General features: G+C 60.1%; 18 protein-coding genes and 1 pseudogene. 17 read left to right on the plus strand and 2 right to left on the minus strand.

Annotated features, from left to right (window positions below; all coding sequences use genetic code 11):
• Window positions 1–88 precede the first annotated feature (88 nt).
• Both QZ409_RS04580 and QZ409_RS04585 read left to right on the plus strand, forming a co-directional pair.
• On the plus strand, window positions 89–529 hold the full coding sequence (locus QZ409_RS04580; protein WP_296707399.1) for a DUF411 domain-containing protein: 441 nt from the start codon (window positions 89–91) through the stop codon (window positions 527–529).
• A gap of 79 nt (window positions 530–608) precedes the next feature.
• A complete protein-coding gene (locus tag QZ409_RS04585) occupies window positions 609–1,745 on the plus strand; it encodes an alpha/beta fold hydrolase (RefSeq protein ID WP_296707400.1) in 1,137 nt (378 codons plus the stop codon).
• A gap of 542 nt (window positions 1,746–2,287) precedes the next feature.
• Here QZ409_RS04585 and QZ409_RS04590 read toward each other — a convergent pair.
• A pseudogene (locus QZ409_RS04590) lies at window positions 2,288–2,338 on the minus strand (hypothetical protein); the annotation flags it as partial.
• A 129-nt stretch (window positions 2,339–2,467) separates the two neighbouring features.
• Between QZ409_RS04590 and QZ409_RS04595 the strand changes: the two are divergent.
• The 10 genes from QZ409_RS04595 (at window position 2,468) to QZ409_RS04640 (ending at window position 16,714) form a co-directional block, all read left to right on the plus strand.
• Window positions 2,468–3,154: a DUF6629 family protein gene (locus QZ409_RS04595; protein WP_296707401.1), complete on the plus strand. Its 687-nt coding sequence runs from the start codon at window positions 2,468–2,470 to the stop codon at window positions 3,152–3,154.
• Between the two features lie 371 nt (window positions 3,155–3,525).
• On the plus strand, window positions 3,526–6,030 hold the full coding sequence (locus tag QZ409_RS04600) for a heavy metal translocating P-type ATPase (RefSeq protein ID WP_296707402.1): 2,505 nt from the start codon (window positions 3,526–3,528) through the stop codon (window positions 6,028–6,030).
• Between the two features lie 41 nt (window positions 6,031–6,071).
• The gene (locus tag QZ409_RS04605; protein ID WP_296707403.1) at window positions 6,072–6,446 is read left to right on the plus strand and encodes a hypothetical protein; all 375 of its coding nucleotides are present in this window, start codon (window positions 6,072–6,074) and stop codon (window positions 6,444–6,446) included.
• Window positions 6,447–6,534: 88 nt separating this feature from the next.
• Window positions 6,535–7,833 carry a hypothetical protein gene (locus tag QZ409_RS04610; protein ID WP_296707404.1) on the plus strand — a complete coding sequence of 433 codons (1,299 nt, stop codon included), beginning with the start codon at window positions 6,535–6,537 and terminating at the stop codon, window positions 7,831–7,833.
• A 222-nt stretch (window positions 7,834–8,055) separates the two neighbouring features.
• A complete protein-coding gene (locus QZ409_RS04615; protein ID WP_296707405.1) occupies window positions 8,056–9,042 on the plus strand; it encodes an HlyD family efflux transporter periplasmic adaptor subunit in 987 nt (328 codons plus the stop codon).
• Window positions 9,032–11,815, plus strand: a complete 2,784-nt coding sequence (gene rbbA / locus QZ409_RS04620) for a ribosome-associated ATPase/putative transporter RbbA (RefSeq protein WP_296707406.1) — start codon at window positions 9,032–9,034, stop codon at window positions 11,813–11,815. Before QZ409_RS04615 ends, rbbA begins: the two co-directional genes overlap by 11 nt.
• Before the next feature lie 2 nt (window positions 11,816–11,817).
• Complete coding sequence (locus QZ409_RS04625; RefSeq protein ID WP_296707407.1) at window positions 11,818–12,945, plus strand: ABC transporter permease; 1,128 nt, start codon at window positions 11,818–11,820, stop codon at window positions 12,943–12,945.
• 550 nt (window positions 12,946–13,495) lie between these two features.
• A complete protein-coding gene (locus tag QZ409_RS04630) occupies window positions 13,496–13,759 on the plus strand; it encodes a hypothetical protein (protein ID WP_296707435.1) in 264 nt (87 codons plus the stop codon).
• The gene (locus QZ409_RS04635) at window positions 13,692–14,435 is read left to right on the plus strand and encodes an HAD family phosphatase (RefSeq protein WP_296707408.1); all 744 of its coding nucleotides are present in this window, start codon (window positions 13,692–13,694) and stop codon (window positions 14,433–14,435) included. The genes QZ409_RS04630 and QZ409_RS04635 overlap by 68 nt, the downstream gene beginning before the upstream one ends.
• Window positions 14,432–16,714: a glycosyl hydrolase family 65 protein gene (locus QZ409_RS04640; RefSeq protein WP_296707409.1), complete on the plus strand. Its 2,283-nt coding sequence runs from the start codon at window positions 14,432–14,434 to the stop codon at window positions 16,712–16,714. Before QZ409_RS04635 ends, QZ409_RS04640 begins: the two co-directional genes overlap by 4 nt.
• A 14-nt stretch (window positions 16,715–16,728) precedes the next feature.
• Here the strand turns inward: QZ409_RS04640 and QZ409_RS21710 are convergent, their stop codons facing one another.
• A complete protein-coding gene (locus tag QZ409_RS21710; RefSeq protein ID WP_342394826.1) occupies window positions 16,729–17,148 on the minus strand; it encodes a DoxX family protein in 420 nt (139 codons plus the stop codon).
• Between the two features lie 575 nt (window positions 17,149–17,723).
• On the opposite strand from QZ409_RS21710, the gene QZ409_RS04650 reads away from it, so the two are divergent.
• The 5 genes from QZ409_RS04650 to QZ409_RS04670 all read left to right on the plus strand — a co-directional run bounded on the left by QZ409_RS04650 (window position 17,724) and on the right by QZ409_RS04670 (window position 24,280).
• Window positions 17,724–19,247, plus strand: coding sequence for an efflux RND transporter periplasmic adaptor subunit (locus QZ409_RS04650; protein ID WP_296707410.1), 1,524 nt, complete (start codon window positions 17,724–17,726; stop codon window positions 19,245–19,247).
• Window positions 19,244–22,429 (plus strand): CusA/CzcA family heavy metal efflux RND transporter, encoded by a 3,186-nt coding sequence (locus tag QZ409_RS04655; protein ID WP_296707411.1) that lies wholly within the window; start codon window positions 19,244–19,246, stop codon window positions 22,427–22,429. Before QZ409_RS04650 ends, QZ409_RS04655 begins: the two co-directional genes overlap by 4 nt.
• Window positions 22,430–22,454: 25 nt before the next feature.
• Window positions 22,455–22,814: a copper-binding protein gene (locus QZ409_RS04660; RefSeq protein WP_296707412.1), complete on the plus strand. Its 360-nt coding sequence runs from the start codon at window positions 22,455–22,457 to the stop codon at window positions 22,812–22,814.
• A 111-nt stretch (window positions 22,815–22,925) separates the two neighbouring features.
• Window positions 22,926–23,423, plus strand: coding sequence for a DUF411 domain-containing protein (locus tag QZ409_RS04665; protein ID WP_296707413.1), 498 nt, complete (start codon window positions 22,926–22,928; stop codon window positions 23,421–23,423).
• Window positions 23,363–24,280, plus strand: a complete 918-nt coding sequence (locus tag QZ409_RS04670; protein WP_296707414.1) for an IS5 family transposase — start codon at window positions 23,363–23,365, stop codon at window positions 24,278–24,280. The genes QZ409_RS04665 and QZ409_RS04670 overlap by 61 nt, the downstream gene beginning before the upstream one ends.
• The last annotated feature ends 428 nt before the right edge of the window (window positions 24,281–24,708 follow it).

The following is a 24,708-nucleotide window of genomic DNA, read 5'->3' on the forward strand; positions in this document are numbered from 1 at the left end:
ATTGCTGCCCTTATCAAATATCTGCGCGATTGAAACCGTCCAGCCGTCAAGGCTGCGGCTCGGCTGTCCTCTATTTGGAGAATCCAACATGTCGAAATCGAGAAGGGCCGCCGCCGTTGCGCTCGCGATTGGCCTGATGATCCCGCTGTCGGCCGTCGCGCAAGAAATCACGGTCTGGCGCTCGCCCGCCTGCGGATGTTGTCATCTGTGGGCCAAGCGCTTGGAAGCCTCCGGCATGAGCGTCAAGATGATCGACGCGGACGATCTGGCGAAAATCAAGACGGAGAGAGGGATGCCGTCCGAACTCGCCTCGTGCCATACCGCCGTCGTGGCTGGCTATGCGATTGAAGGCCACGTCCCGGCAAGGGAGGTCAAGCGGCTCCTGGCTGAGCGCCCCGATGCGATCGGTCTTGCCGTCCCGGGCATGCCCGCCGGCGCCCCCGGAATGGACGCCAAATCAAGTGGGCCCTTCGACGTCCTACTCGTCAAGAAAGACGGATCGACGACGATCTACGCCAGATATCCCTGAGACGATCGGCCCGCGGCCCTGGTCACATAAGGGACGCGTCCAAATGCGACCAATCTTTCTCAACACATGGAATGAAGACATGACAAAGCCCACTCATGCAGATGCCAAGAAGACGCCCAAAGACGGCGTTGCTTTTTTCTGGCCGCTTGCCGCCGCTACACAGTTCGCCGAGGAAGGCCTCGACTTCTATGCGAAGAATTTCAAGTTCATGAGCGAGGAAGTGAAAATTCATCACGAGCTGCGGCCGATGCTTGCGACCCCGAACCAGGTCCTACTGGATCTTCGCACGATGCTCTTCCGGGATTATTCGGCGCCCGGCGCCGCTGGCGTGCCGACCATTGTCGATGCGCCCTATGCCGGGCACACGGCGATGATCGCCGACTATCACAAGGGTCAAAGTCTCATCGAGACCTTGCTGGCCAACGGCCTCCAGCGGGTCTTTCTCACCGATTGGAAATCGGCGACCGACGACATGAAGGATCTCGAAATCGACCAGTATCTCGCCGAGATTAATGTCTGCATCGATGAACTCGGCGGACGCGTCAATCTCGTCGGCCTGTGTCAGGGCGGCTGGATGTCGGCGATGTATGCGGCGCGTTTTCCCGAGAAGGTGGTCAGCTTGGTCCTGGCGGGTTCGCCAATCGATACTGACGCGGGCGACGGCCCGATCAAACAAATGGTGCACAGCTATCCGGCGACGTTCTATGAAGACCTGGTGTCTCTTGGCGGCGGCTTGATGCGGGGCGAACTCATGTTGCGCGGCTGGAAGAACATGCAGCCGGAGCAGCATTACGTCCTGGAGCACATCGACCTCTATGAGCATATCGATGACCCGGCCTACGTGAGCAAGACAGAGACGTTCGAGCGCTGGTACGAGAATCCAATCGATTTGCCCGGTCGCTGGTATCTTCAGGCGATCACGCAATTATTCAGGGAAAACCGGCTGGCGAAGGGGACGTTCATCGGGTTGGGCCGCCAACTGAGCCTCGCGAATATAACGTGCCCGGCTTATCTGCTCGCCGGCGAGACGGACGACATCACCACCAAAGAGCAGGTTTTCGATGCCGAAAAATATCTCGGGACGCCGAAGCCCAAGATCGTCAAGAAGCTCGTTCCGGGAGGCCATATCGGGCTGTTCATGGGCGCGCGTAACCTGAAGGAAACCTGGCCGGAGATCGCATGTTGGATCGCAAAAGCGTCGCTTCCGCAACAGTAATCAATCGTCGAACGGTGCGGCCGGGGGCTCAGCGCGATGTCGTCTCTCGCGGCGAGAATTTCTCCGCGCCGCCTAGATGGTCTTGGTTTTGTATTGACTGATAAGCACACAAGCGGCTTATCCCTTTGAGTAAGTTAATATATATTTTGTGGCTGAGATTTTGGCCATTAATTACCAAGGATCGTAGCCGCCGCCTTTTGGTTTCTTCGACGTGGGCCTCGTCGGCGTCCAGCTGCTTTTGATCGCGGCCGGGAGGTGGTCAGTGCCGTTGGGAAGGTCAACGAGGACGCGGGCGTCCGTAGGACGTCTTCCAAGTTTCGATGGATGGGTCATTTCGTGGACAATGTTTATCAGCGGATTCGATTACTCCAACTTTCTCTAATCCGCGCAGCATTCCGACCGTTGAAAGGAGAGCGAGCAGATGATGAACCTGATGAACGCCGTGGTCGCCGACGTGCCCGAATTCTGGGATTCGGTCTATTTCGGCGGATCGCGCCATCTTCCTCCGCCGCATCGCGGCCTTCCAAAATGACGAGGATCTTCTGTTCGTTCGCAAAGACGTGTTTCTGGAACTTGACAAGTTCCACTTGCACCTCATGCAAATCCTTCTCGTACGATTCGTCTTCGGTTGCGATTTTATTTGTAGCAGTGTATTGTTTACATCCATTTTATTTGGACTCGACAGGTTTGCGCCCAATGACACTCACTATAGAGAAAAATGCATGTGTTTCTGCGAACCAGTGAGTTTTGCTGCAGGCGGAGTCCTGATCGCCGGCGGCGCCTTTGCGGGCTGGAAAGCCTTCAAGATCAACAGACGGTACTTTCCCGTTTCTCAAATGGCGACGCTGGCCGGGATTCAGCAGTTCATGGAAGGCCATGTCTGGATGGGCATGAATAACTCCGACCCATCCATGGTCTGGTGGGCCGCAATGGGCTTCATTTTTTTCTCCTGGCTGATTTGGCCGGTATGGGTGCCGTTCAGTATTTACTTCCTCGAACCTCCAGCCAGTGGGCGCAAGCTGCCGTTGCTGGGCTTTGCCTTGGCGGGACTTGTTTTCGGCCTGAGCCTCTATGTCCCACATCTTTTTCATCCGGATTGGGTAAATGTCAGAATAAACCATCAGTCACTGGCTTACGAAGACACCATGTTCCTCGATTATATAATCCCGCGCTGGTTGACCTACGTGATCTACGTTTTTCTGCTCATCACGCCGTCCATGATCTCGACCTACCTGCACATACGTCTGTTTGGCCTGACGTTGATTGCCGTCACAGTCGTGGTCTACCTATTTCTAACCTATGCCTACATTTCATTATTTTGCTTTCTCGCAGGTTTTGGAACAATTCATCTGATTTACATCATCGCGTGGAACAAATGCTGCCGGGAAAGCCCGGAAATATTCAGGTAGGCGACCGTTCCTGGTAAGCTATGGCGGCCGTGAGTAGTTTCCGACTCTGCGAGTTTGCAGCCTGTTATGCTAAAAGTCGTTTCTCAATCGTTCGGATAAAGCTCGATTATTACGATGCAAAACGCTGAGTTCGATCGAGGAGCGGCGACAATAAAAAACGATACGATTCGAACTGAATGAGTTCAACGCATATCTGTCGCCGAACGGACGCCAGTCCCAATCGCTAAGTTCGTCAGGAAGGTAGTTGTGACAAATGAAAGTGAGCGGGGTTTGAAGCAATTTTTGACGCAGCCCCGTCGCTTCGATCAGCTTTGCGAAAAAAACGCGCCGCGTCCGAGCTATGCCTTGAATCTTGACAGGAGTGGGTAAATATGACGACCACCACGCTCGAAGTCGGTGACCTGCTTTCGGTATTGGGTGCCCGCGGGATCGAAAAACAACTGCAGCGCATCGAAGGCGTAAACCGGGTATCAGTCAACCCAGTCTCCGGCTCTACAACTGTCGACTATGATCCGTCCGCGACCAGCCTTTCCGTAATACAGACCGCAATCAGGGCATGCGGCTTTCACTGCGTCGGTGAAGCCTTGCCGAGGCATGTTTGCGCCAACACAGCAATGTCCGACGGCGCTCGCGCCGAGGGCCCTAGGAGCCCGGCCAAGCCCGCCCCCTCCATGGCCGGTATGGGGCACGCCGGTAAGTCGGCCGACATGCCCAACGGAGCCGGTGCGCCCAGAATTGCAGGAGCGGGAAAGGGGCCTACCGATGACCAGTCCCATGCCAGCGGCAAAGCTATCGCTGGACACAATGGACATGGCGGGGAGAAGAGCGACGCAATGGCCCAGGAAATGGGCCACGGCGTCGGAATGGACATGCAGGCTATGGTCCGCGACATGCGCAACCGTTTTTGGATCGCGCTCGCCTTCAGCTTGCCGATATTCGCGTTCTCGCCAATGGGCTTGGACTTCATTCGAATCCCGCCACCATTCGGCCTGCGGTTGGACCTCGTCCTCTTCGTTTTGGCCAGCGCCGCCATCCTCTACCCGGTCTGGCCCTTCGTGGTTGCAGCCTACCGTGCGCTCCGCAGCGGCGTAACGAATATGGCGGTACTGGTCGTTCTCAGCGTCGGCACCGGATACCTGTTCAGTGTCGGATCCACATTCTTTTATGGCGGTCAGCAGTTTTACGAAGCATCGGTCATTTTGCTCGTTTTCATCCTGCTCGGCCACTGGCTCGAAATGCGCGCCAGGGCCGGCGCATCGGAGGCCATCCGCGCGCTCATGGATCTGGCTCCGCCCAAAGCGACTGTGCTGCGTGATGGCAAGGAGCTGGAAGTTCCGACCGCCGAGGTCCTTTCCGGCGATACGGTGGTGATCCGTCCAGGGAACAAGATTCCGGTCGATGGGACAGTGCTGGAAGGCGCATCCCTGGTTGACGAATCGATGCTCACGGGCGAATCGATGCCGGTGGCCAAGAAAGTGGGCGACGCGGTGATTGGCGCGACCATCAACAAGAGCGGCGCATTCCAGTATCGCGCAACCAAGGTCGGCGCCGACACGGCGCTCGCCCAGATCGTCAAGCTTGTCCAGGAAGCGCAAAACTCCAAGGCGCCCTCGCAACTTCTGGCGGATCGTGCGTCGCAGTGGCTGGTGTTGGCCGCGGTCATCGTGGGTCTACTAACCTTCGTCGTCTGGTACTGGTGGCTTGGCCAGTCCCTGCTGTTTGCGCTCAGCCTCACGATCACCGTCTTCGTGATCGCGTGCCCCGATGCGCTTGGGCTCGCAACACCGATGGCGATTATGGTCGGAACCGGGCTTGGCGCCATGAACGGCATCCTGTTCAAGAACGCTTCGGCGCTTGAGGACGCAACCAAGCTGAACGTGATCATCTTCGACAAGACCGGCACCCTGACAATGGGCCAACCGGAGGTGGTGGACCTGGCGATGGCTGCCGGAGCCTCCGAGGATCAGCTGCTATCCGCAGCCGCGGCGGTCGAAGCGGGATCTGACCATCCTCTCGCGCAGGCAATTCTGCGCAGGGCAGCCAATGTAAAGGCGCCCAAGGCAACAGGGTTCAAGAACATCGAGGGTAAGGGCGCCCAAGCCGAGATCGACGGTAAGACAGCGTTTCTCGGCAACAAGCTGCTGATGACGGAGAACAAAATCAACCTCGGCGTTCTTGGCGCGAAATCCGAAGAACTTCAGGGCGCGGGCCGCACGGTGGTTCACCTCGCAATGGACGGCAAGCTCGTGGGGTTGATCGCCATTGCCGACGCGGTGAGACCGACGGCGGTGGAAGCCATCAAGGCGCTGCGCGCGCGCGGCGTCGAGGTTGCCATGCTGACCGGAGATAACCAGGGCACTGCGGAGCGAATCGCGCAGAGCCTGGGGATCGACAAAGTATTTGCGAATGTTTTGCCTGGCGACAAAGCGAGTAAGGTCCGGGAGCTTCAGGCGCAAGGCAAAAAGGTTGGCATGGTCGGGGACGGAGTCAATGACGCGCCGGCTTTGACGCAGGCCGATGTCGGTTTCGCAATCGGGGCCGGCACGGATGTCGCCATGGAGAGCGCCGATATCGTGCTGATGAAGAGCGACCCTTTTGACGTGGTCGGCGCCATCGAATTGTCCCACGCGACGCTCCGAAAAATGCATCAAAACCTCTGGTGGGCGGTGGGCTACAACGTCATTGCTTTTCCGCTGGCCGCAGGCGTGCTGTATCCTTTCTTGCTTGGGCCGAGCATCGCCGCCATTGCCATGTCCGGCAGTTCGGCGCTCGTGGCGATCAACGCGCTGATGTTAAAACGGACCAAGTTGACCGGCATCCGGCGCCAGAGTTCAAGCGCGCCGCCTGCCGCGCCGATCCCTGCATTGGCGTCATAGTGATCGGGCTAGTCGTGACCGCGCGGGCGCCGGTCACCACAATGGCGATCGGAGCCATCGACGCACGACTATATTGGCAACAATCTATTGCCATTAACCAAGCCGATATTGCCATTGGGGACGGCGCTTTGCGGGCCGCCCCGCCAGAGCCATATTCCGAAGGCCCAAGAACAGGAGGCGAGGCATGGAGCATAGCGCCGAGTAATCGACTCTCTAACTTCACTGTTGTTTGGCGGTTTGTTCGCCGTTTTATCGGACGCGCTTGTGGTAAGCCAGCCGCCAAGATCAATCGCATCCGCGACCTGCTGACGCGGTCGGAGTCCAAGCGGAAGGATCGTCATGCCGATCTGCCGGATCCCGAAACTGTTTTCGGCTTCCACAAGGACGCCATTAAGAACGGAGCGCTAGCGAAATGAATCCGCGCAGCCTCGGGGACCACTGTTGGATGCCTGCTCGCAGCAATGAGGTTGTCGACTTTCGGCGGTGGCCAGCTCTCGACATCTTTTGCAGGAGGCCGATGTGACTGGGGGCGGCGCGACGGAGCGCTTGAATCGCGGGTGCTTCTGCATCACCCTCGACCGTCCCGCGCTCGAGGAGGCTTTAAACCTGGAGGTCGGCTCGACGGATTTTGCGCAGAGGCTGGTCGACTCTCATTCGTCGCTCTTCTCGAACGTCGCGGCGTTTGTCTCGACCGAAACCTTGATCGAGATGGTTCGGGTCGTCGAGGCCGTCGAGGCTGCGGCGCGCTTGCCGGGATACCGCGAAGCGGTTCTGTCATGGGCACCCCCGATCGCGCGATTGGATTTTGGCCCCATTGGGGCCCTCATGGGCTATGACTTCCACCTCACCGTCGGCGGGCCGAGGTTGATCGAAGTGAACACAAACGCGGGCGGGGCGTTCGTCAATGCGCCGTTGGCTCGCGCTCAACGCGTGTGCTGCGCCGGCGCCAATGCGCCCTTTGAGTTGTCGTCATCGCAGGACTTCGGTTCGAGGATCGTCGAAATGTTCACCGACGAATGGCGGAGCCAACGAGGCAGCGGACGCCCGAAGATGATCGCGATCGTGGACGACGCGCCGATCGAGCAGCACCTTTTTCCGGAATTCACCTTGGCCAAGGCCCTGCTTCAGAAGCGCGATTTGGAGACCGTGATCGCCGATGCGAAAGATCTTATCTTCGATGGAGATGCGCTGCTATTTGGTGGTCGACCAATCGATCTCGTATACAATCGTCTGGTCGACTTCGCGCTCGAGGAGCCGCGGCACGCCGCGCTACGCGCCGCTTACGTCGGCGGCAGCGTTGTCGTCACGCCTAGTCCGCGCGCGCACGCTCTTTTCGCCGACAAGCGGAATCTGACGTTGTTGTCGAATGGCGAACGATTGAAATACTGGGGATTGGCGCAGAACCATATCGACGTTCTGCTCGCCGCCGTTCCACTCACCATCATCGTTTCACCCGATAAGGCCGACGCCCTCTGGCGGGACCGGGCCAATTTATTTTTCAAACCCGCGCGCGGACATGGTGGAAAGGCGGTCTATCGCGGAAGCAAAATCACCCGAAGAGTATGGGCTGATATAGTTGCAGGCGAATACACTGCTCAATTATTTGCCGCGCCGAGTCTACGTGGTGTACAGCTTGATGGAACACGCACAGAATTGAAAGTGGATGTGCGAATCTATACCTTCGGTGGACGTGTCCTGCTATCGGCCGCTCGCCTCTACCGCGGGCAGACGACCAACATGCGCACGCCGGGCGGAGGGTTTGCTCCGCTCCTGGAGGTCCGCGCGCCAGCCGAGGGATCCTAGTGTTCGCGGCGGATCACTTCCGGTTGCAAGTTTCGGTGTGGGGGCTCGCAGTCTCAAAGACATTTGGCCTGAAATTGCGCGTTGGATCGCGGAAGCATCGCGCTTATAAATAGGTCGGTTAGCGCAATCGCCGACAGTTGTTTCAATCGCCATCGGAGGCCGCGGCAATCGCGGCCGGGTTTGTGCGAAAGTCCGGCTCTTATGTGCTAGCGAAAGACAAGCATGCGCCTTGCTCCAATCCTCTCCATCATCGTCTTGGTCGCTGCAGGGGCTGGCGGCTACGCCTATTGGAGTCAGGAGCAATCATCACGCGTGCCGCCAGGCTTGGCGCGTGCGAACGGTCGTGTCGAGGTCGAGCGGGTCGACGTCGCGACGAAGTCGGCCGGACGGCTTGCCGAAGTGCGGGTTGAAGAAGGAGCATTTGTGCAAAAAGACGGCGTTGTCGCACGTATCGACACGACGGAGCTTCTTGCTCAACTCGCGGCAGCGAAGGCGGCTGTCCACCGTGCGCACCAAGGCATCGCAAAAGCCCATTCTGAGGTCGTTCTGCGCGGGGCCGATCTAAATCTCGCCGAGGCTGAACTGCGGCGCGTCGTCGAGCTGATGCGCACAAACACTTCGACGCGGGCGGAATTGGACCGGCGCACGGCGCAGAGGGACGTATCAAGGGCCGCTCTGGAGGGCGCCACGGTCGCGGTCGAAGATGCGAAGGCGGCGACCGAGGTCGCCGAAGCCCAGGTTGCGCAAATCGAGGCGACGATCGCCGACATGACTTTGAAGGCGCCCGTCTCCGGCCGTGTTGAATATAGGCTGGCTCGGGCCGGCGAAGTGGTCGCTGCCGGAGGACGGGTGCTGACGCTGCTCGACCTTTCCGACGTTCACATGACGATCTTCCTCCCGACGGGTCAGGCCGGACGGGTCGAGCTTGGCTCCGAAGCGCGCATCGTGCTCGACAGCGCGCCGGAGTACGTGGTTCCGGCGACGATCGCTTTCGTCGCGGCTGAAGCGCAATTCACCCCCAAATACGTAGAGACGGCAAACGAGCGGGAGAAACTAATGTACCGCATCAAGCTGCACATTGACCCTCAGATCCTTGAGGCCTATCGCGGCTATGTGAAGGCTGGCATGACCGGCAACGCTTACGTCATTATTCGCGCCGGGACGACCTGGCCGGCCAATCTCACGCCGAGGCTTCCGGATGTCCGCTGATGACGAGTCGGTCGTCAGGATTGAGGCGCTTCATCATCGTTACGACGCCACGGTTGCGCTCGACGGCGTGAGCCTCTTAATTCGCCCCGGGTCGACGGTCGGCCTCATTGGACCCGATAGCGTTGGCAAGTCGACGCTGCTCGGGCTGATTGCAGGCGTCAAGCGTATTCAATCTGGAGCCGTACTGGTTCTTGGCGGCGACATGGCCTCCCGCCTCCACCGCGATGCCGTGGCGCCGCGCATCGCCTACATGCCGCAAGGCCTCGGCCGCAACCTTTACCCGATGCTGTCTATTGTCGAGAACATCGATTTTTTCGGCCGCTTGTATGGGCAGCCCGAGAGCGAACGCCGCCGCCGCATTGCGCGCCTGCTCACGGCAACGGGCCTCGATCCGTTTCCGGACCGGCCAGCGGGCAAATTGTCAGGCGGGATGAAGCAAAAGCTCGGGCTCTGTTGCGCTCTGGTGCACGACCCTGATCTGTTGATCCTCGACGAGCCCACGACTGGCGTTGACCCGTTGTCGCGACGGCAGTTCTGGGAGCTCATCGCTCGAATTCGAACCGAGCGTTCCGGCATGACGCTGTTGGTGGCGACCGCCTATATGGAGGAGGCCGAACGTTTCGAACATATCGTCGCCATCGACGAAGGCCGGATCATCGCCGACGATGAAACAGCGGCCATTCTTGCCCGGACCAACGCAAACACGCTGGAGGAAGCCTATATCGCACTACAGCGTCCTGAACGCCGTGGTGATCAAACAGCGCTCGTGATTCCGCATCTGACGCATAGCGACGCCCCCGCAGCGATTGTCGCCGATAATCTGACGATGCGCTTCGGTGACTTCACGGCCGTCGATCATGTGAGCTTCCGCATCCAGCGCGGCGAGATTTTTGGGTTTTTAGGATCGAATGGTTGCGGCAAGACGACGACGATGAAGATGCTGACGGGCTTGCTCCCGGCGAGCGAGGGCCGAGGCGAACTGCTGGGCAAGCCGGTCGATGCGCGTGACATCGCTACGAGAATGCGCGTCGGATACATGTCGCAGTCGTTTTCGCTGTATGATGAAATTTCGGTCCGCGCCAATCTCAAATTGCACGGACAGCTCTTTCGCATCCCCGCCGAGGAACTCGACGCCCGAGTCAAGGCGGCCCTTGCTCGCTTCGAGCTTACCAGCGTTGCGGACGCCCTGCCTCCCACTTTGCCACTCGGGATGCGCCAGAGATTGCAGCTTGCCGCAGCCTGTCTGCATCGGCCGGAGGTGCTGATCCTTGATGAGCCGACGTCTGGCGTTGACCCGGCGGCGCGCGACCGATTTTGGCGTCTGCTTGTGGAAATGTCGCGTCGAGACGGCGTCACCATCTTCATATCGACGCACTTCATGAATGAAGCCGAACGCTGCGACCGGCTTTCATTGATGCACGCGGGCCGTGTTCTTGCAATTGGCGCCCCCGATGAGCTGCGCCTGAGCCGCGGCGGCCGCAGCCTCGAAGACGCGTTCATCAGTTATCTCGAGGAGGCGGCGGCGCCGCCAGCTGCGCATACGACGAGCGCCGCCTCTGCTTCGACCGACGAAGCAGCGCGACGCACTTCGGGCGTCCCCAAGTCCGAGCCGTCGCCCGAACGACCCCGGCAGCACAGGCCGCTCACAGCGTCTCTCCAGCGGATCTGGGCCTTTGCGCGCCGTGAAGCTGTCGAACTAAGCAGGGACCGAATTAGACTGGCCTTTGCGCTTCTCGGCCCACTCCTTCTTTTGGTAGCTTTTGGTTATGGCATATCGTTCGACATCGAGGGTCTTCGCTATGCTGTAATCGATCGCGATCAGTCTCTCGAAAGTCGTCTGTTCCTCGAGCAATTCTCTGATTCCCGCTATTTTGCCCAACGGTCGCCGTTGGCAAACGAGTTTGATATCGATGGTCGCTTGCGATCCGGTGAGTTGCGGTTCGCCATCGATATCCCTCCCGGTTTCGGTCGTGACCTTCTTCAGGGACGCCAGCCGCAGATCAGCTTCTGGCTCGACGGCGGCAACACATTTCCGGCAGAGACAGCCCGCGCCTATATCCAGGGCGCCGTTCTGACCTATGCGGCGGATCGCCATCGCCGGTTATTCGGGCGAGATTCACGGCTCCTTCCGATCAATGTCGAGCCGCGGTTTCGCTACAATCAAGACTTTCGCAGCGTATTCGCGATCACTCCGGGCACGATAATGCTCCTGCTGGTCTTGTTTCCGGCGATGCTGACGGCGCTCGGAGTTGTCAGGGAGAAGGAGATGGGCTCAATTACGAATGTCTACGCCTCTCCCGCCACGGTCGGCGAATATCTCATCGGCAAGCAGCTGCCCTATATTGTGATCGGCTTTGTCAGTTTTATCAGCCTTGTGGTGCTGGCCGCGACTCTACTCGGCGTCGTCCCAAAAGGGTCCATGCTCGCCTTGTCGATCGCGGCGCTCATCTATGTGTTTGCGGCCACTGCGTTCGGTCTTCTGGTGTCGGCGTTTGTCTCGACGCAAGTTGCGGCGATTTTCGGCACCGCGATTCTGACCGCAATGACAGCGGCGCATTATTCAGGGTTTCTCTTCCCTGCCTCGACGCTGGAAGGTCCGGGCCGCGTAATGGGGCTCTCGTTTCCCGCGCTTTGGTTTCAAACCGTGAGCCTCGGTGTCTTTGCCAAAGGGCTCGAGGCGAGCGCGCTTATCCGCGAGATCGCGGTGTTGCTCGGGTTTGGCATCTTGTTTCTCCTGCTGGCCCGTTTGTCGGTCCGGAAGCAAGGCGTCTAGCAATGTGGCGCTGGTTCGAGAACGTCTTTCACCTCGGTCTCAAGGAGATCGCTAGCCTCTCGCGCGACAAGGTGATGGTCGTCCTGATCATTTACGTTTTCACGGTCGCGGTTTACTCCGAGGCGACCGCCATGAGAACCGACGTACGGAATGCCGGGGTCGCTATTGTCGACGCCGACCACTCGACGTTGTCATCCCGGATTAAGGACGCCCTGCAACCGCCCTATTTTCGGACGCCCCGCGAAATCGATCGCTCAGAAGTCGATCAATTGCTGGATAAGGGACAATATACGTTCATTCTGGAAATCCCGCCACGGCTCGAAGCCGATCTGTTGGCGAACCGCGGCCCGTCGATACAAATCAACGTCGATGCGACCGCCGTGACCCACGCCGCTGTGGGGACGGCTTATATCCAGGAAATTATCATGCGCGAAACGGCAAGCTTTTCGAAGCAGCGTGGCGCCAACCCCGCCGTTCCCATCGACCCTGTCATTCGCGCCTTATTCAATCAGAATCTTGAAGCGATCCGCTTTAGCGCGAGTATGGGCGTCATCAACAATGTCACGATTCTCGCCATCATCCTCGTCGGCGCGGCGGTGATGCGCGAACGCGAGCGCGGTACGATCGAGCATTTGTTGGTGATGCCGGTGCGGCCGGGCGAAATTCTTGCGGCGAAGATCTGGGCAAATAGCCTGATCATCCTTCTGGCGGCCGGATTTTCGCTTCACGTTGTCGTCCATGTCGCGCTGCAAGTGCCAATCGTGGGATCGGTCGAATTTTTCCTTGCCGGAACCGCCGTTTATCTCTTCGCCGTGACATCGCTCGGCATTTTGCTGGCGACTATAGCAAACTCGATGCCGCAGTTCGCATTGCTGTCGATTCCCGTCTTCGTCGTGATGTTCTTGCTGTCGGGCTCGTTCACGCCGTTCGAAAGCATGCCTACGTTCTTGCAAGACATCATGTACGTATCACCGTCGACGCACTTTGTAAGATTCGCCCAGTCGGTGTTGTACCGCGGGGCTGGCGTCGATGTCGTATGGCCCGATCTCGCGATTATGACCGCGCTTGGCGGCGTCTTTCTCACGGCGGCCTTATTGCGATTCAGAGCAATGCTCTTGAGCCAAAACTAGAGTTCCATTTGCTCTGTCCGCGCGCCGGAGAAATCGAGGAAGAAGGTGAAAGCCGCTGACATCAGCGCGGTGCAGAGATGTCAAAGGCGTTTCGGACACCTGCCATCGCTCCATGATCATGCGCCCTCGATCCGCGCCAATCCGGTTCGCCCCCCATGGTGATGTATATCATGGCGTTGCGCCGCCGCAAGTCGCCCGCAAGTCTAGGCCTTCCGCATTGTAAAACGTGCCGCGAGTTGCTCGATCTAGCGCCGCCCAAACGAAGTTAGTTCAGCTACTTCGCCGACGCTGTGGCCTTTGGCGAGAAGCCAAATCGTCTGGAAATGTCGCGCCTCGCGCGCATCCGAACTCGATACATACCGCTCACGCACCGCATCGATGCCCAAATGCGAAGCTATTGCCGTCATGATCGGCCTACTGCGATTCATGACCACAAAGCTTAGCTTTATCGCGCTCAGCGGGGAATTCGCCCGAGTCATCCAGCCGGAACTGTATGACGGCCTGGGGCGTTCTGGCGCAAAGCGGGCGCTACTAAAACGCCAGCGAAGTGATGCGGGATGTCTTCGTCTCATTGAAAATCGCGGGGCGGCGTTCCGCGGCGCGGGTTGGCCTTGATGCTTTGGAACGCGGTGAGTTCAAAAATTTCGCAAACGTCTGTGCATTGGTGGAGCATCTAAACAGATTGGCTGACACCGTACTTGCCGATCCGGAGGTGCATTCGTCAAAAGCAGAGCAGGGGAAACTAAATGGTCACCCGCGAGCTATTGGCGCCACGATCTATTCAAGTCAGGACTCTAAGAGCGGCGATTTTTGACGTTGATGGTGTTCTGCTTGCCTCACCTCATGAACGCGCCTGGCGTGAGGCGCTTCGCGGATTCGGAGAATCTGAGGGTTTCACAACCGCCATGTACCAGGCCGATGTCGCTGGCAAACCGCGCCTCAGCGGCGCCCGCGCGGCCCTCGAAGCGCTTGGCGTACCCGACGCTGCGGGCCGGGCGGTCGCTTATGCCGCGCGCAAGCAGAAGCGGCTGGAGGAGTTGATCGCGGAAGGAGCTGTCAAGGCCTTCCCCGACGCACTTCGTTTCGTTCAAGCCGTGGCCGACTTGGGTTGGCCGATGGCGGTGGCGTCGTCTTCAAAAAATGCAAATGAAATGATGCGGTCAATCCGCCTCGGCTCCGGGCAAAGCCTGCTAGACATTTTCGGCGCCAACGTCTGCGGGCGCGATCTCCCGAGGGGCAAGCCGGATCCCGCGATTTTTCTGCTGGCGGCTTCGGAACTACACGTCGATCCCTTCCAATGTTTCGTAGCCGAGGACGCCCCAGCCGGTATCAAGGCAGCCTGCGCCGGTCGCATGGAGGGGCTCGGCGTGGCCCGCAAGAACGATGCCGCTGGGCTGCGAACGGCGGGAGCGGAAGTCGTCGTGACAAGTTTCGATGACATCGCGGTCGAAGAACTGGCCGAGGGTCGCCTGCGAAGGCGGCCGGCATGACCGCCCTTAAGACGATGGCGGCCGTTCTGGCGCGGACCGAAGATCCCATGTGGATTCTTGCTGTGGATGGCTTCGATCCGATGATGGAAAGCAGCGTCGAGTCGCGCTGCACGATCAGCAATGGTTTCTTGGGCGTCAGGGGCGCGCGCTCGACAGCGAGATGCGAGCTGTGTGTCGTTCCAACACGAACCTATGTGGCGGGGTTATTCGATAGTCCCGGCATCAAAAAGTCTGCGCAAGAACTTGTCCCTGCCGCCGACTGGCTGTTTATACGCATCGTGCTGCAGGGTTGCCCGTGTCACCCCGGAGATTTGCCGGCGCATCGGATGACACTCGACATGAGGCGGGGCGCATTGCTCAGTGAAAGCCATCATTTGTCTGCCCCCGACATAGGCCTCCGTGTCCGAACGTTGCGCCTCGTTTCGATGAGCGAGCGCGCCGTCGGACTGCAATTGATCCAGTTGGAAGTCGAACACGGGGAGGTCGATGTCGCCTTCGAGGCCTCGGCCGAGGGAACAGGTCTCGGGCTCGCGACCGATCGGCTCGATCAGGATTTCGGCCTTTGGCACACCCGGGATTCAGGAAAGCGCCTCGCACTGGCCACCATGTCATCGTTCCAGATAGACGGTCAGATTGTTCAGCCCATCTCGCTCGGTCCCCTGAAATGGTCATGGAGTTGGAAGAGCCGCCCCGGACAACTCGCGACTTTCGAACGTTTCGTCGCCTTCGAGCGGACGGATTCGCTGGAACTGGACCCCGGACCAAAAGCTCGGGACCATCTTCGTCTGGCGCAACGCGCCGGATGGCGCGGCGTCGTCACAGCGCACGAGGCCGCATGGACAAGTCGCTGGCTATGCAGTGATGTAACAATCGGGGGCGACATGGATGCGCAGCATGCCCTGCGGTTCGCTGTTTACCACCTCAACGGCGCAGCAAACCCCGCCGATGAGCGGGTCTCGATCGGCGCCAGGGCCCTGACCGGCGAAGACTATTATGGCCACGTATTCTGGGACACCGAGATATTCCTGCTGCCATTCTACATTCTGACCTGGCCCGAAGCGGCCCGGTCCCTGTTGATGTATCGCTTTCACACGCTTGATGGGGCGAGAGCGAAAGCGGCGGGAATGGGGTGGCGTGGCGCTCTCTATGCCTGGGAAAGCGCCGCGACTGGCGCGGAAATGACACCGGAGCAAGTGATCGGCCCCGACCGTATGGTCATCGCCGTATTGTGCGGCAGGCAGGAGCAGCACATCAGCGCCGACGTCGCCTACGCCGTCTGGCAATACTGGCAGGCAACAGGCGACGACGATTTCCTGCTCCAGGCCGGCGCCGAAATACTGCTGGAAACCGGCCGCTTCTGGGCCAGCCGCGCTGGGCTGGAAGCAGACGGATACTGTCACATCCGCGGCGTAATCGGTCCCGACGAGTACCACCAAGACATCGATGATAACGCTTATACAAACGTCATGGCGCGTTGGAACATCCGCCGCGCGTTGGAGACCGCTGCGTTGTTGCGGGAGCGTTGGCCCGCGCGCTGGAACAGTCTCGCCAGCCGGCTCGGTTTGGCGGATACCGAACTGGGGCAATGGTGGAACGTCGCGGAAACCATGAAGACCGGGTTCGATCCTGAAACCGGACTGTTCGAGCAGTTCAGCGGCTATTTCGACCTGGAAGACATCGATTTGAAAAAATACGAAGGCCGGTCCGTGCCCATGGACGTGGTGCTCGGGCGAGAGCGGACGCAAAGCTCACAGGTCGTGAAACAGGCCGATGTCGTTGCGTTGCTGGCCTTGCTGCCGGAAGAATTCGAGGGCGAAACGGCCGCGAAAAACTTCCGCTACTATTCCTCTCGCTGCGGCCATGGGAGTTCGTTGAGCCCTGCCATGCACGGGCTCGTCGCTGCCCGATTGGGCGACGCCGCGACGGCGTTGCGCTTCTTCCGCCAGACGGCGGGCATTGATCTTTCCACGACACGCGTGGGCTCCGCCGGCGGTATTCACATCGCAGCCCTCGGCGGAGTCTGGATGCTGTCGGTGCTTGGTCTCGCTGGACTCTCGTTTCGCAGCGACGGCATATCCATCGATCCGCACCTTCCGGCCGGGTGGGACAGTGTCGCCTTCAGCTTTCAGTGGCGCAGTCGGCGCGTCAAAATCTGCATCGATCAGACTGAACGGCGTCTCATTGCAACGCTCGAGGCCGGAAAGCCCATGACCTTGTTCGTTGGCGGAAAGCCGAACCATCTCGCCTCGACCGCGGCTGCATCGGCGATATCGTGGTGAGCACCCGGCGCAGGTTAAGGTCGGAGCGGATGACGCTTGCGCATGGTCCTTGTTGAACGAGGGTTCGATCCAACCAGCGAGGGAATCCGCGAGGCCCTTTGAACCAAAAAAACGGTTATTTCGTCGTCCGCGGAGTACTCTGACAGTTCCGCGTCCGGCTGTGGCGCCGCGGCGGCCGATCTGCGGAATATGGCGTCGAGGCTCCAGGCGCCCGGACCAGCAAAGGCCAGGTACAAGAAGACGAAGGTGAACAGGATCGCGGCGTCGACTTGGTTGAGCGCCGGCCAGAAGCTTTTCGGGGCGTCAACCATGAAATAGACAGCGGCCATTTCGCCCGAGCAGATGAAAGCCGCGACACGAGTAAAAAGTCCTAAGGCGATCAAAGCGCCGCCGGCGACTTCGATTATAGCGGCGGCAAGAAGAAGCAGCGGCAGCGGATCCGGCGCGCAGGGCTGATCGAGTGAGCAAGCGTCCTCACCCCAATCGTGGCAAAAATATCAAGCAATAATATCAAGCCATGACAACGGCCTCGTTTTCGAATATGGTTGCTCCGCGTTTTATGGAACCGTCTATGGCGAACTGGATCCGTCTCATTTGCTCTGTCTTGGCACTCGTAGGTCTGCTGGCCGCGGGAAGTGGCGGAGCGTTTGCGTCGACAAGCCATCACCATTGCTGCCCGCAAATGTCCTCGACCATGTCGATCGATGATCATTCAGTGAGAGGGGCCGGCGGCAACCACGGCGTACTGCCGGATTGCTGCGTGATGGGCGCCTGCGCCTTCGTGACGCCGATGCCCTCGCCGGTGGCGTCTGTAGCCGAACCGAGCGCGTTCGCGCGGTCCGTGTCGCCCGCGTTGGACGACGCCGCCCTTCCTGGCCGTTCTTCCTTCCCCGACCTACGACCTCCCATCGTCTGAAGCCGTGAACAATGGCCTACGCTCGTCCCAAGACGGGCGATGGTGAGCGTCTTCATGCTTTGAGCCGGTCCGCCGGTCGGGAGTCCCAACATAATGACCTCGTTTTTTCGCCTCATGGGCGCGCTCGCGCTCGCGGGAGGCATCGCATTTGCGGCGACGCTGGCAATTCCGCGTCCCTCAGGTTCTTCCTCCTGGCTTTTCGCCGCCTACGCGCAGGAAGACACGGTGCTGTTCTATCGCGATGCGATGGGCGGTCCGGAACTTTCCAAAGCGCCGAAAAAGGACGGGATGGGCATGGAATTCGTTCCGGTCCGCCGCTCCGCGATCCTGCCTTTGCTACCGAAACTGCCGGCGCAGTCTTCGTCCGCCGAGGCGCCGCTGTTCTGGCGCGACGCCATGGGCGGCCCCGAAATCTCCCTGGCGCCGAAAAAGGATTCGATGGGCATGGATTTCCTGCCCGTCCGCGCGCCGGACCTCGCCGCCGTGCTGCCGCCGCTCGGCGGCGCCGCGCAGCCAGCGCCTTCCCTTGAGTCGGCGAAGAAGCGCATCCTCTACTATCGCAATCCCATGGGGCTCGCCGACGTTTCCCCCGTCCCGAAGAAGGACGCGATGGGCATGGATTACCGCCCTGTCTACGAGGGCGAGGACGAAGGGTCCTCCTCTGTTCATATCGCGGCGGGCAAGGTGCAGCGCACCGGCGTGCGCACGGAGACCGCGACGACCCAGTCCATCGTTTCGAAAATTCACGTCCCCGGCTCGATCCAGCTCGACGAGCGCCGGATCACGCTCGTCTCCACCCGATCGACCGCCTTTATCGAAAAGGTCGCCGAGGTGACGACCGGCGAACGGGTCAGGAAAGGCCAGGTTCTCTTCCGCTTCTACTCGCCCGAAATCGCCTCCGCCGCCGCGCAGTACTACTCAAATCCGGGATTTGAAGGCGCCCGCAAGCGCCTGGACGTGTTGGACGTTCCCGCCGAATTCATCGCCGAAATCGACCGCGCGCGGAAAATTCCGTTGAGCATCGAATGGCGGGCGCCGCGTGACGGCGTCGTATTCGAGCGCAACGCTTACGAGGGCATGAAGGCCGAGCCCGGCCAGCAATTGTTTAAAATCGTCGATATGACCTCCATCTGGGCGCTGGTCGACGTCGCCGAGCGCGACTCTGCGCGGATCAAGCCGGGGCAAAAGGTCTCCGTCCAGCCGCGGGGCATGGCTGACCGCAGCTTCTCCGGCGTGGTCAGCCTCGTATATCCGCAGATCAACAAGGAAACCCGCACCGCGCGCATTCGCGTCGAATTACAGAATCCGGACCTGCTGCTCAAGCCGGACATGTATGTCGACGCCGATATCGCCGTCGGCGACGGCGGCAAGGTGGTCACCGTGCCGGACAGCGCCGTCATCGATACCGGCGCAAAGCAACTCGTCCTGCTCGACCGGGGCGAAGGTCGCTTCGAGCCGCGCGAGGTCAAGACCGGGCGGCGCGGCGAAGGTTTCGTCGAAATCCGAGAGGGCGTCGCGGAGGGCGATAGGGTCGTGACCTCCGCGAATTTCCTGATCGACGCTGAGAGCAATCTCAAGGCGGCGCTGAAGGGGCTGAACCCGGGAGAGGCGAAATGATCGGCAGACTCATCGCCTGGTCGGCGCGCAACCTCGTCCTCATCTTCATCGGAACGGCCTTCATGGTCGCCGCCGGCCTCTATGCGGTCAAAACACTGCCGCTCGACGCGCTTCCCGACCTCTCGGACGTCCAGGTTATCGTCTACACCGAATATCCGGGTCAGGCGCCGCAGGTCGTCGAGGACCAGGTCACCTATCCGCTGGCCAGCTCCATGCTGACCGTGCCGAAGTCGAAAGTGGTGCGCGGCTTCTCCTTCTTCGGCGTCTCCTTCGTTTACATCATCTTCGAGGACGGGACCGATCTATATTGGGCGCGTTCGCGCGTTCTCGAATATCTCAGCGCCGCCGGCAGCAAATTGCCGACCGGCGTAACTCCCGTACTTGGACCGGACGCCACCGGAGTCGGCTGGGTCTATCAATATGCGGTCGTCGCCAAGGAAATGACGCTTGCCGAACTGCGCTCGCTCCAGGACTGGACACTCCGCTACGGTCTTGCCAAGGCGGAAGGCGTTGCCGAGGTCGCCAGCGTCGGCGGCTTCGTCAAGCAATATAACGTTGTCGTCGACCCGAACCGCCTCAAGGCGCTCGGCATCCCCTTGCAAAAAATCCGTGACGCCATTCGCGCCAACAATGCCGACGTTGGCGGCCGCACGGTCGAACTGTCCGAATTCGAGTTCATCGTGCGCGGGCGCGGCTATCTGCGCGGCATCCCCGATCTCGAACAGGTTGTGCTGCGGTCGGACAATGGTACGCCGCTGCTGTTGAAGGATGTGGCGCGCGTCGAGATTGGCCCCGACGAACGGCGCGGCATCACCGAACTGAACGGCGAAGGTGAAGTCGCCAGCGGCATCGCTCTCCAGCGCTACGGCGCCAATGCGCTCACCGTCATCGACAATGTCAAGGCGACGCTGGCCACAATGGCGTCGAGCCTTCCCAAGGGCGTCGAGATCATTCCCGTCTATGACCGCTCGCAGCTTATTCATGCCGCGATCGAGACGCTGAAGCACACGCTGACCGAGGAAAGCGTCATCGTCGCGCTCGTATGTATCATCTTCCTCCTGCATGTACGCAGCGCTCTCGTCGCCATCGTCATGCTGCCGGTTGGCGTGCTGATGGCGTTCGCGGCGATGAAGGCGCTGGGCCTCGGCTCCAACATCATGAGCCTGGGTGGCATCGCCATCGCCGTTGGCGCCATGGTCGACGCGGCGATCGTGATGATTGAAAACGCCCACAAACATCTGGAGCGGGCGCCTCCCGACAAGCCGCGCATCGACATCCTGATCGAAGCGGCGGTGGAAGTCGGCCCGGCGCTGTTCTTCAGCCTGCTGGTCATCACCGTCTCCTTCCTGCCGATCTTCACTTTGGAAGCGCAGGAGGGCCGGCTGTTCAGCCCTCTCGCCTTTACCAAGACTTTTTCCATGGCGGCGGCGGCGTTCCTGTCCGTGACGCTGGTCCCGGCATTGATGGTCATTTTCGTCCGCGGAAAGATCATTCCCGAGAGCAGGAATCCGATCAACAGGTTCCTCATTTGGATTTACCGGCCAGTGATAGCACTGGTGTTGCGCGGAAAAGTGCTGACGATTCTTCTTGCGCTCGCAATCCTCGTCGCAACCCTTTGGCCGGCGCGCCAGATCGGCAGCGAATTCATGCCGACGCTCAATGAAGGCACGCTGCTCTATATGCCCACGACCCTGCCGGGGCTTTCCGTCACCAAGGCGGCCGAGCTTCTGCAAACGCAGGACCGGATCATCAAGAGTTTCCCGGAAGTGGAAACGGCCTATGGCAAGGCGGGCCGCGTCTCCAGCGCCACCGATCCGGCCCCGACCGAAATGTTCGAAACGGTGATCCAGCTCAAATCCAAGGAGGAATGGCGGCCAGGCCTGACCATCGACAAGCTGATCGCCGAAATGGACGCGACGCTTCAGTTCCCCGGCGTCTCCAACGCCTGGACTATGCCGATCAAGGGCCGCCTGGACATGCTCGCGACCGGAATCCGCACGCCGATCGGCGTCAAGATTTTCGGCCGCGATCTGACCCAGATCGAAGGTCTGGCGCGACAGGTCGAAACCGTCCTGAAAAACGTTCCTGGCACGTCGAGCGCTTATGCCGAACGCATCATCGGCGGCTATTACCTCGACGTCGTCCCCGATCGCTCCGCACTGGCGCGCTACGGCCTGATGATCGGTGACGTGCAGGAAGTCATCGCAATGGCGCTCGGCGGCGAGACCGTGACCACGACGGTCGAAGGGCGTGAACGCTATGGCGTCAATATCCGCTATCCCCGCGATTACCGCTCATCGCCCCAGGCGATCGCCAACGACGTTTTCATTCCGCTGCCAGGCGGAGGGACGGCGCCGCTTGGAGAGGTCGCCAAGGTGGAACTCGTGCGAGGGCCGACCTCAATCCGCACCGAGAATGGTCAACTCGCGGCCTACGTCTATGTCGACGTGCGCGATCGCGACATCGGCTCTTATGTCGCCGACGCGCGCCAGGCGGTTGCGAGTTCGGTCAAGTTTCCGTCAGGTTATTATGTCACCTGGAGCGGGCAGTTCGAATATATGGAGCGCGCCGCAGCGAAAATGCGTTTGGTTGTGCCCGTCACGCTGCTGGTCATTCTGCTGTTGCTCTATCTCAACTTCCGCAGCCTGACCGAAACCCTGATCGTGATGGCCTCGCTGCCCTTCGCGCTAATCGGCGGCGTCTGGCTGATGTGGTATCTCGGGTTTAACATGTCGGTGGCGGTGGCGGTCGGCTTCATCGCGCTCGCTGGTGTCGCCGCAGAAACCGGCGTGGTGATGCTGATCTACCTCGACCATGCCCGCAAGGAGGTGATGGCCGAGCGGACCAGCGAAGGCAGGCTTTTCACCAGAGGCGATCTGCACAAGTCGATCATGCTCGGCGCCGTCGAGCGCGTGCGCCCGAAGATGATGACGGTCGTCGCCATCATGGCAGGCCTTTTGCCAATCCTGTGGAGCACCGGCGCGGGCTCCGAAGTGATGCAGCGCATCGCCGTGCCCATGATTGGCGGCATGGTGTCGTCGACGCTGCTGACCCTCATCGTCATTCCCGCGATTTACGATCTGGTCAAGGGATTCGGCCTCCCGCGCGAAAGCGGGGCGCCCGGACTCGCGGGCAAAGCGCCTGCCTTGACTCAGGAAAGCGGCCAAGTGGCCGCCGAATAGGCTTTCAAAGCGAGGAGAATGTAGAATGAACAGTGTTTGTTTCCGTACGCGCACCCTGCTGGCGAAGGCGATCGCCACCGCGCTGGTCGCCGCCGCGCCGCTTGCGGTTTTCACGCCCGCGCGCGCCGTCGACGCATTGGTCGTGGCGCAGTCGGAGAAGCCCACGGGCCAGGGAACGATCAATGCGATCGACGCCGCCGGCCACAAGCTCAACATCACGCATGGTCCGGTCGCGGCCCTCAAATGGCCCGGCATGACCATGGATTTCGGCGTGGCGCCCGCCGTCGATCTGGCCGCGCTCAAACCCGGATCGAAGATCGACTTCACACTGACGCGCGGCGCGGGCGGCATGTATGAGATCGACAGCATCAAACAGGCGGATTGATTGCGGCCGTGATGGCATGTCGGGCGGCGCATTCTGATCGGGACCGCCGCCGCGGTAGACGGATTTCATGGCTGAAGGCCGGCTTTCCAGGCTGGCTAAGGGAGATCGAAGATGTCGAACGCAAGAATTCTTTTCGCGGCCCTTGTCGCAACGTTAGCGGCGCCGGGCGCGGTCGCGCAGAACGTCACGGCCTGGCGCTCGCCGGAGTGCGGCTGTTGCCATCGTTGGGCGCAGACCCTGGAAGCGGCGGGTATGCACGTGAAGATGATCGATGCAGATGACATGGCTGCGGTCAAGAAAGTGCGTGGCGTGCCGGAAACGGCAGCTTCCTGCCACACCGCGACGGTCGAGGGTTATACGATCGAAGGGCACGTTCCCGCGCGCGAGATCAAGCGCCTTCTCGCGGAGCGCCCCGACGCGGTCGGCCTCAGCGCGCCGGGCATGCCGCTCGGCTCTCCGGGCATGGATGGTGGAACGAGACCTGTGCGCGGGTGGTTGCTCGGGCGTGAGCGCGATGATTCAATGGAGAAATTGATTCGGAGGGATCCATGGCGCGGCGCTCGATTGGTCAAGAGCAGTTCGGTTTTGAACGCACCTCGGATCGCTTGATAGGCCTCGATGATCTCCTGTCGGCGCTGGATTTTTCGGTTCCAGCGCAGCTTCTTTCGCCGGTTTATGCCGCGCCGAAAGGGGAGCCGGCCTGGCCGCCTCTTGCTCTGTTCAAAGCCTTATCACTGGCGACATGGTACGACTTATCGGATGTCGCTCTCGCAGAAGCTTTGGCTGATCGCGCGAGTTTCCGCCGGTTCTGCGGATTTTCGCGCGATGACACGACGCCGGAGCGGACGAGTTTTGTTCGTTTTCGGCGTATATTGATTGAGCGTGGTCTGGATCGCTCACTGTTTGAGAGCATCACGCTGCAACTGGAGTCCAAAGGCGCAGTCGTTCGCAAGGGCACGCTGATCGACGCCACTATCATCGCGTCGGCCAGCAAGTGCGATGGCGAAGCAAGGTGGGTCAAGCATAAGAAGCGGCCTCCGGTTCATGGCTACAAGGCCCACGTCGCCGCAGATCGCGATACCGGCCTGATCCGAGAAGTCGTGGTTACGCCAGCCAATGAGGCGGACGTCAGCGTAGGGCCGGAAATTATTCCGGACGAACCGGGCGAGGTCTATGGCGACAAAGCCTATGACGCATGGTCGGTCGAAAAGGCTATTTTGCGGGCTGGCGGAACGCCAAGGCTTTTGCGCAAGGGGCAGCGCGGCAAGCCTCCACGGCAATTTGAGGAAACCAACCGCCTGCTTCGCCCTATTCGCGCCCGCGTCGAGAAAATCTTCGGCACATGGAAGCGAAGCTATCGGTTACGCCATATGCGATGGATCGGTCTTGCCAAGGCTTCTTTGCAAATCCATCTCGCAACGATCGCTTATAACTACAAGCGCTACTGGCGCCTCCAAGTAAGCTGAGCGCGCAAAAGCGCAGCCCGTGCGGGGATCATCCTGCACTCTGGAGGCAGATCCCTCCAACAACGGCTGCACGCATCACAATCCAGTTTTGTAATCCCGAAAAAACTCCCGAAAAAAACGACTAAAACTCCAAATCAAGCAAAACACCAAACCGCGCACAGGTCTCGGAACACATGAACCGTATCAGGTTCTGCTCCTCAAGAGAGACGGAACGACGCAGGTCTTCGCCGAATATCCCTGAATGCGGTCCATCGCCGCGCAGCCGCGGTCCTCGACCGTCGATCGCGACTTTGCGCGTTATCCTCCCATGGCCGTTCGACGAAAGTTTCGACTGGGAATTTCCGGAAAGGGTCATGAGCACGGTTTCGATTAGTTCGCGAGACGTTTATTGACGGCATTGATGCGGACATTGTGCAACATGATCGAGA

This window comes from Rhodoblastus sp., assembly GCF_019449565.1.
Classification (GTDB): Bacteria; Pseudomonadota; Alphaproteobacteria; order Rhizobiales; family Beijerinckiaceae; genus Rhodoblastus.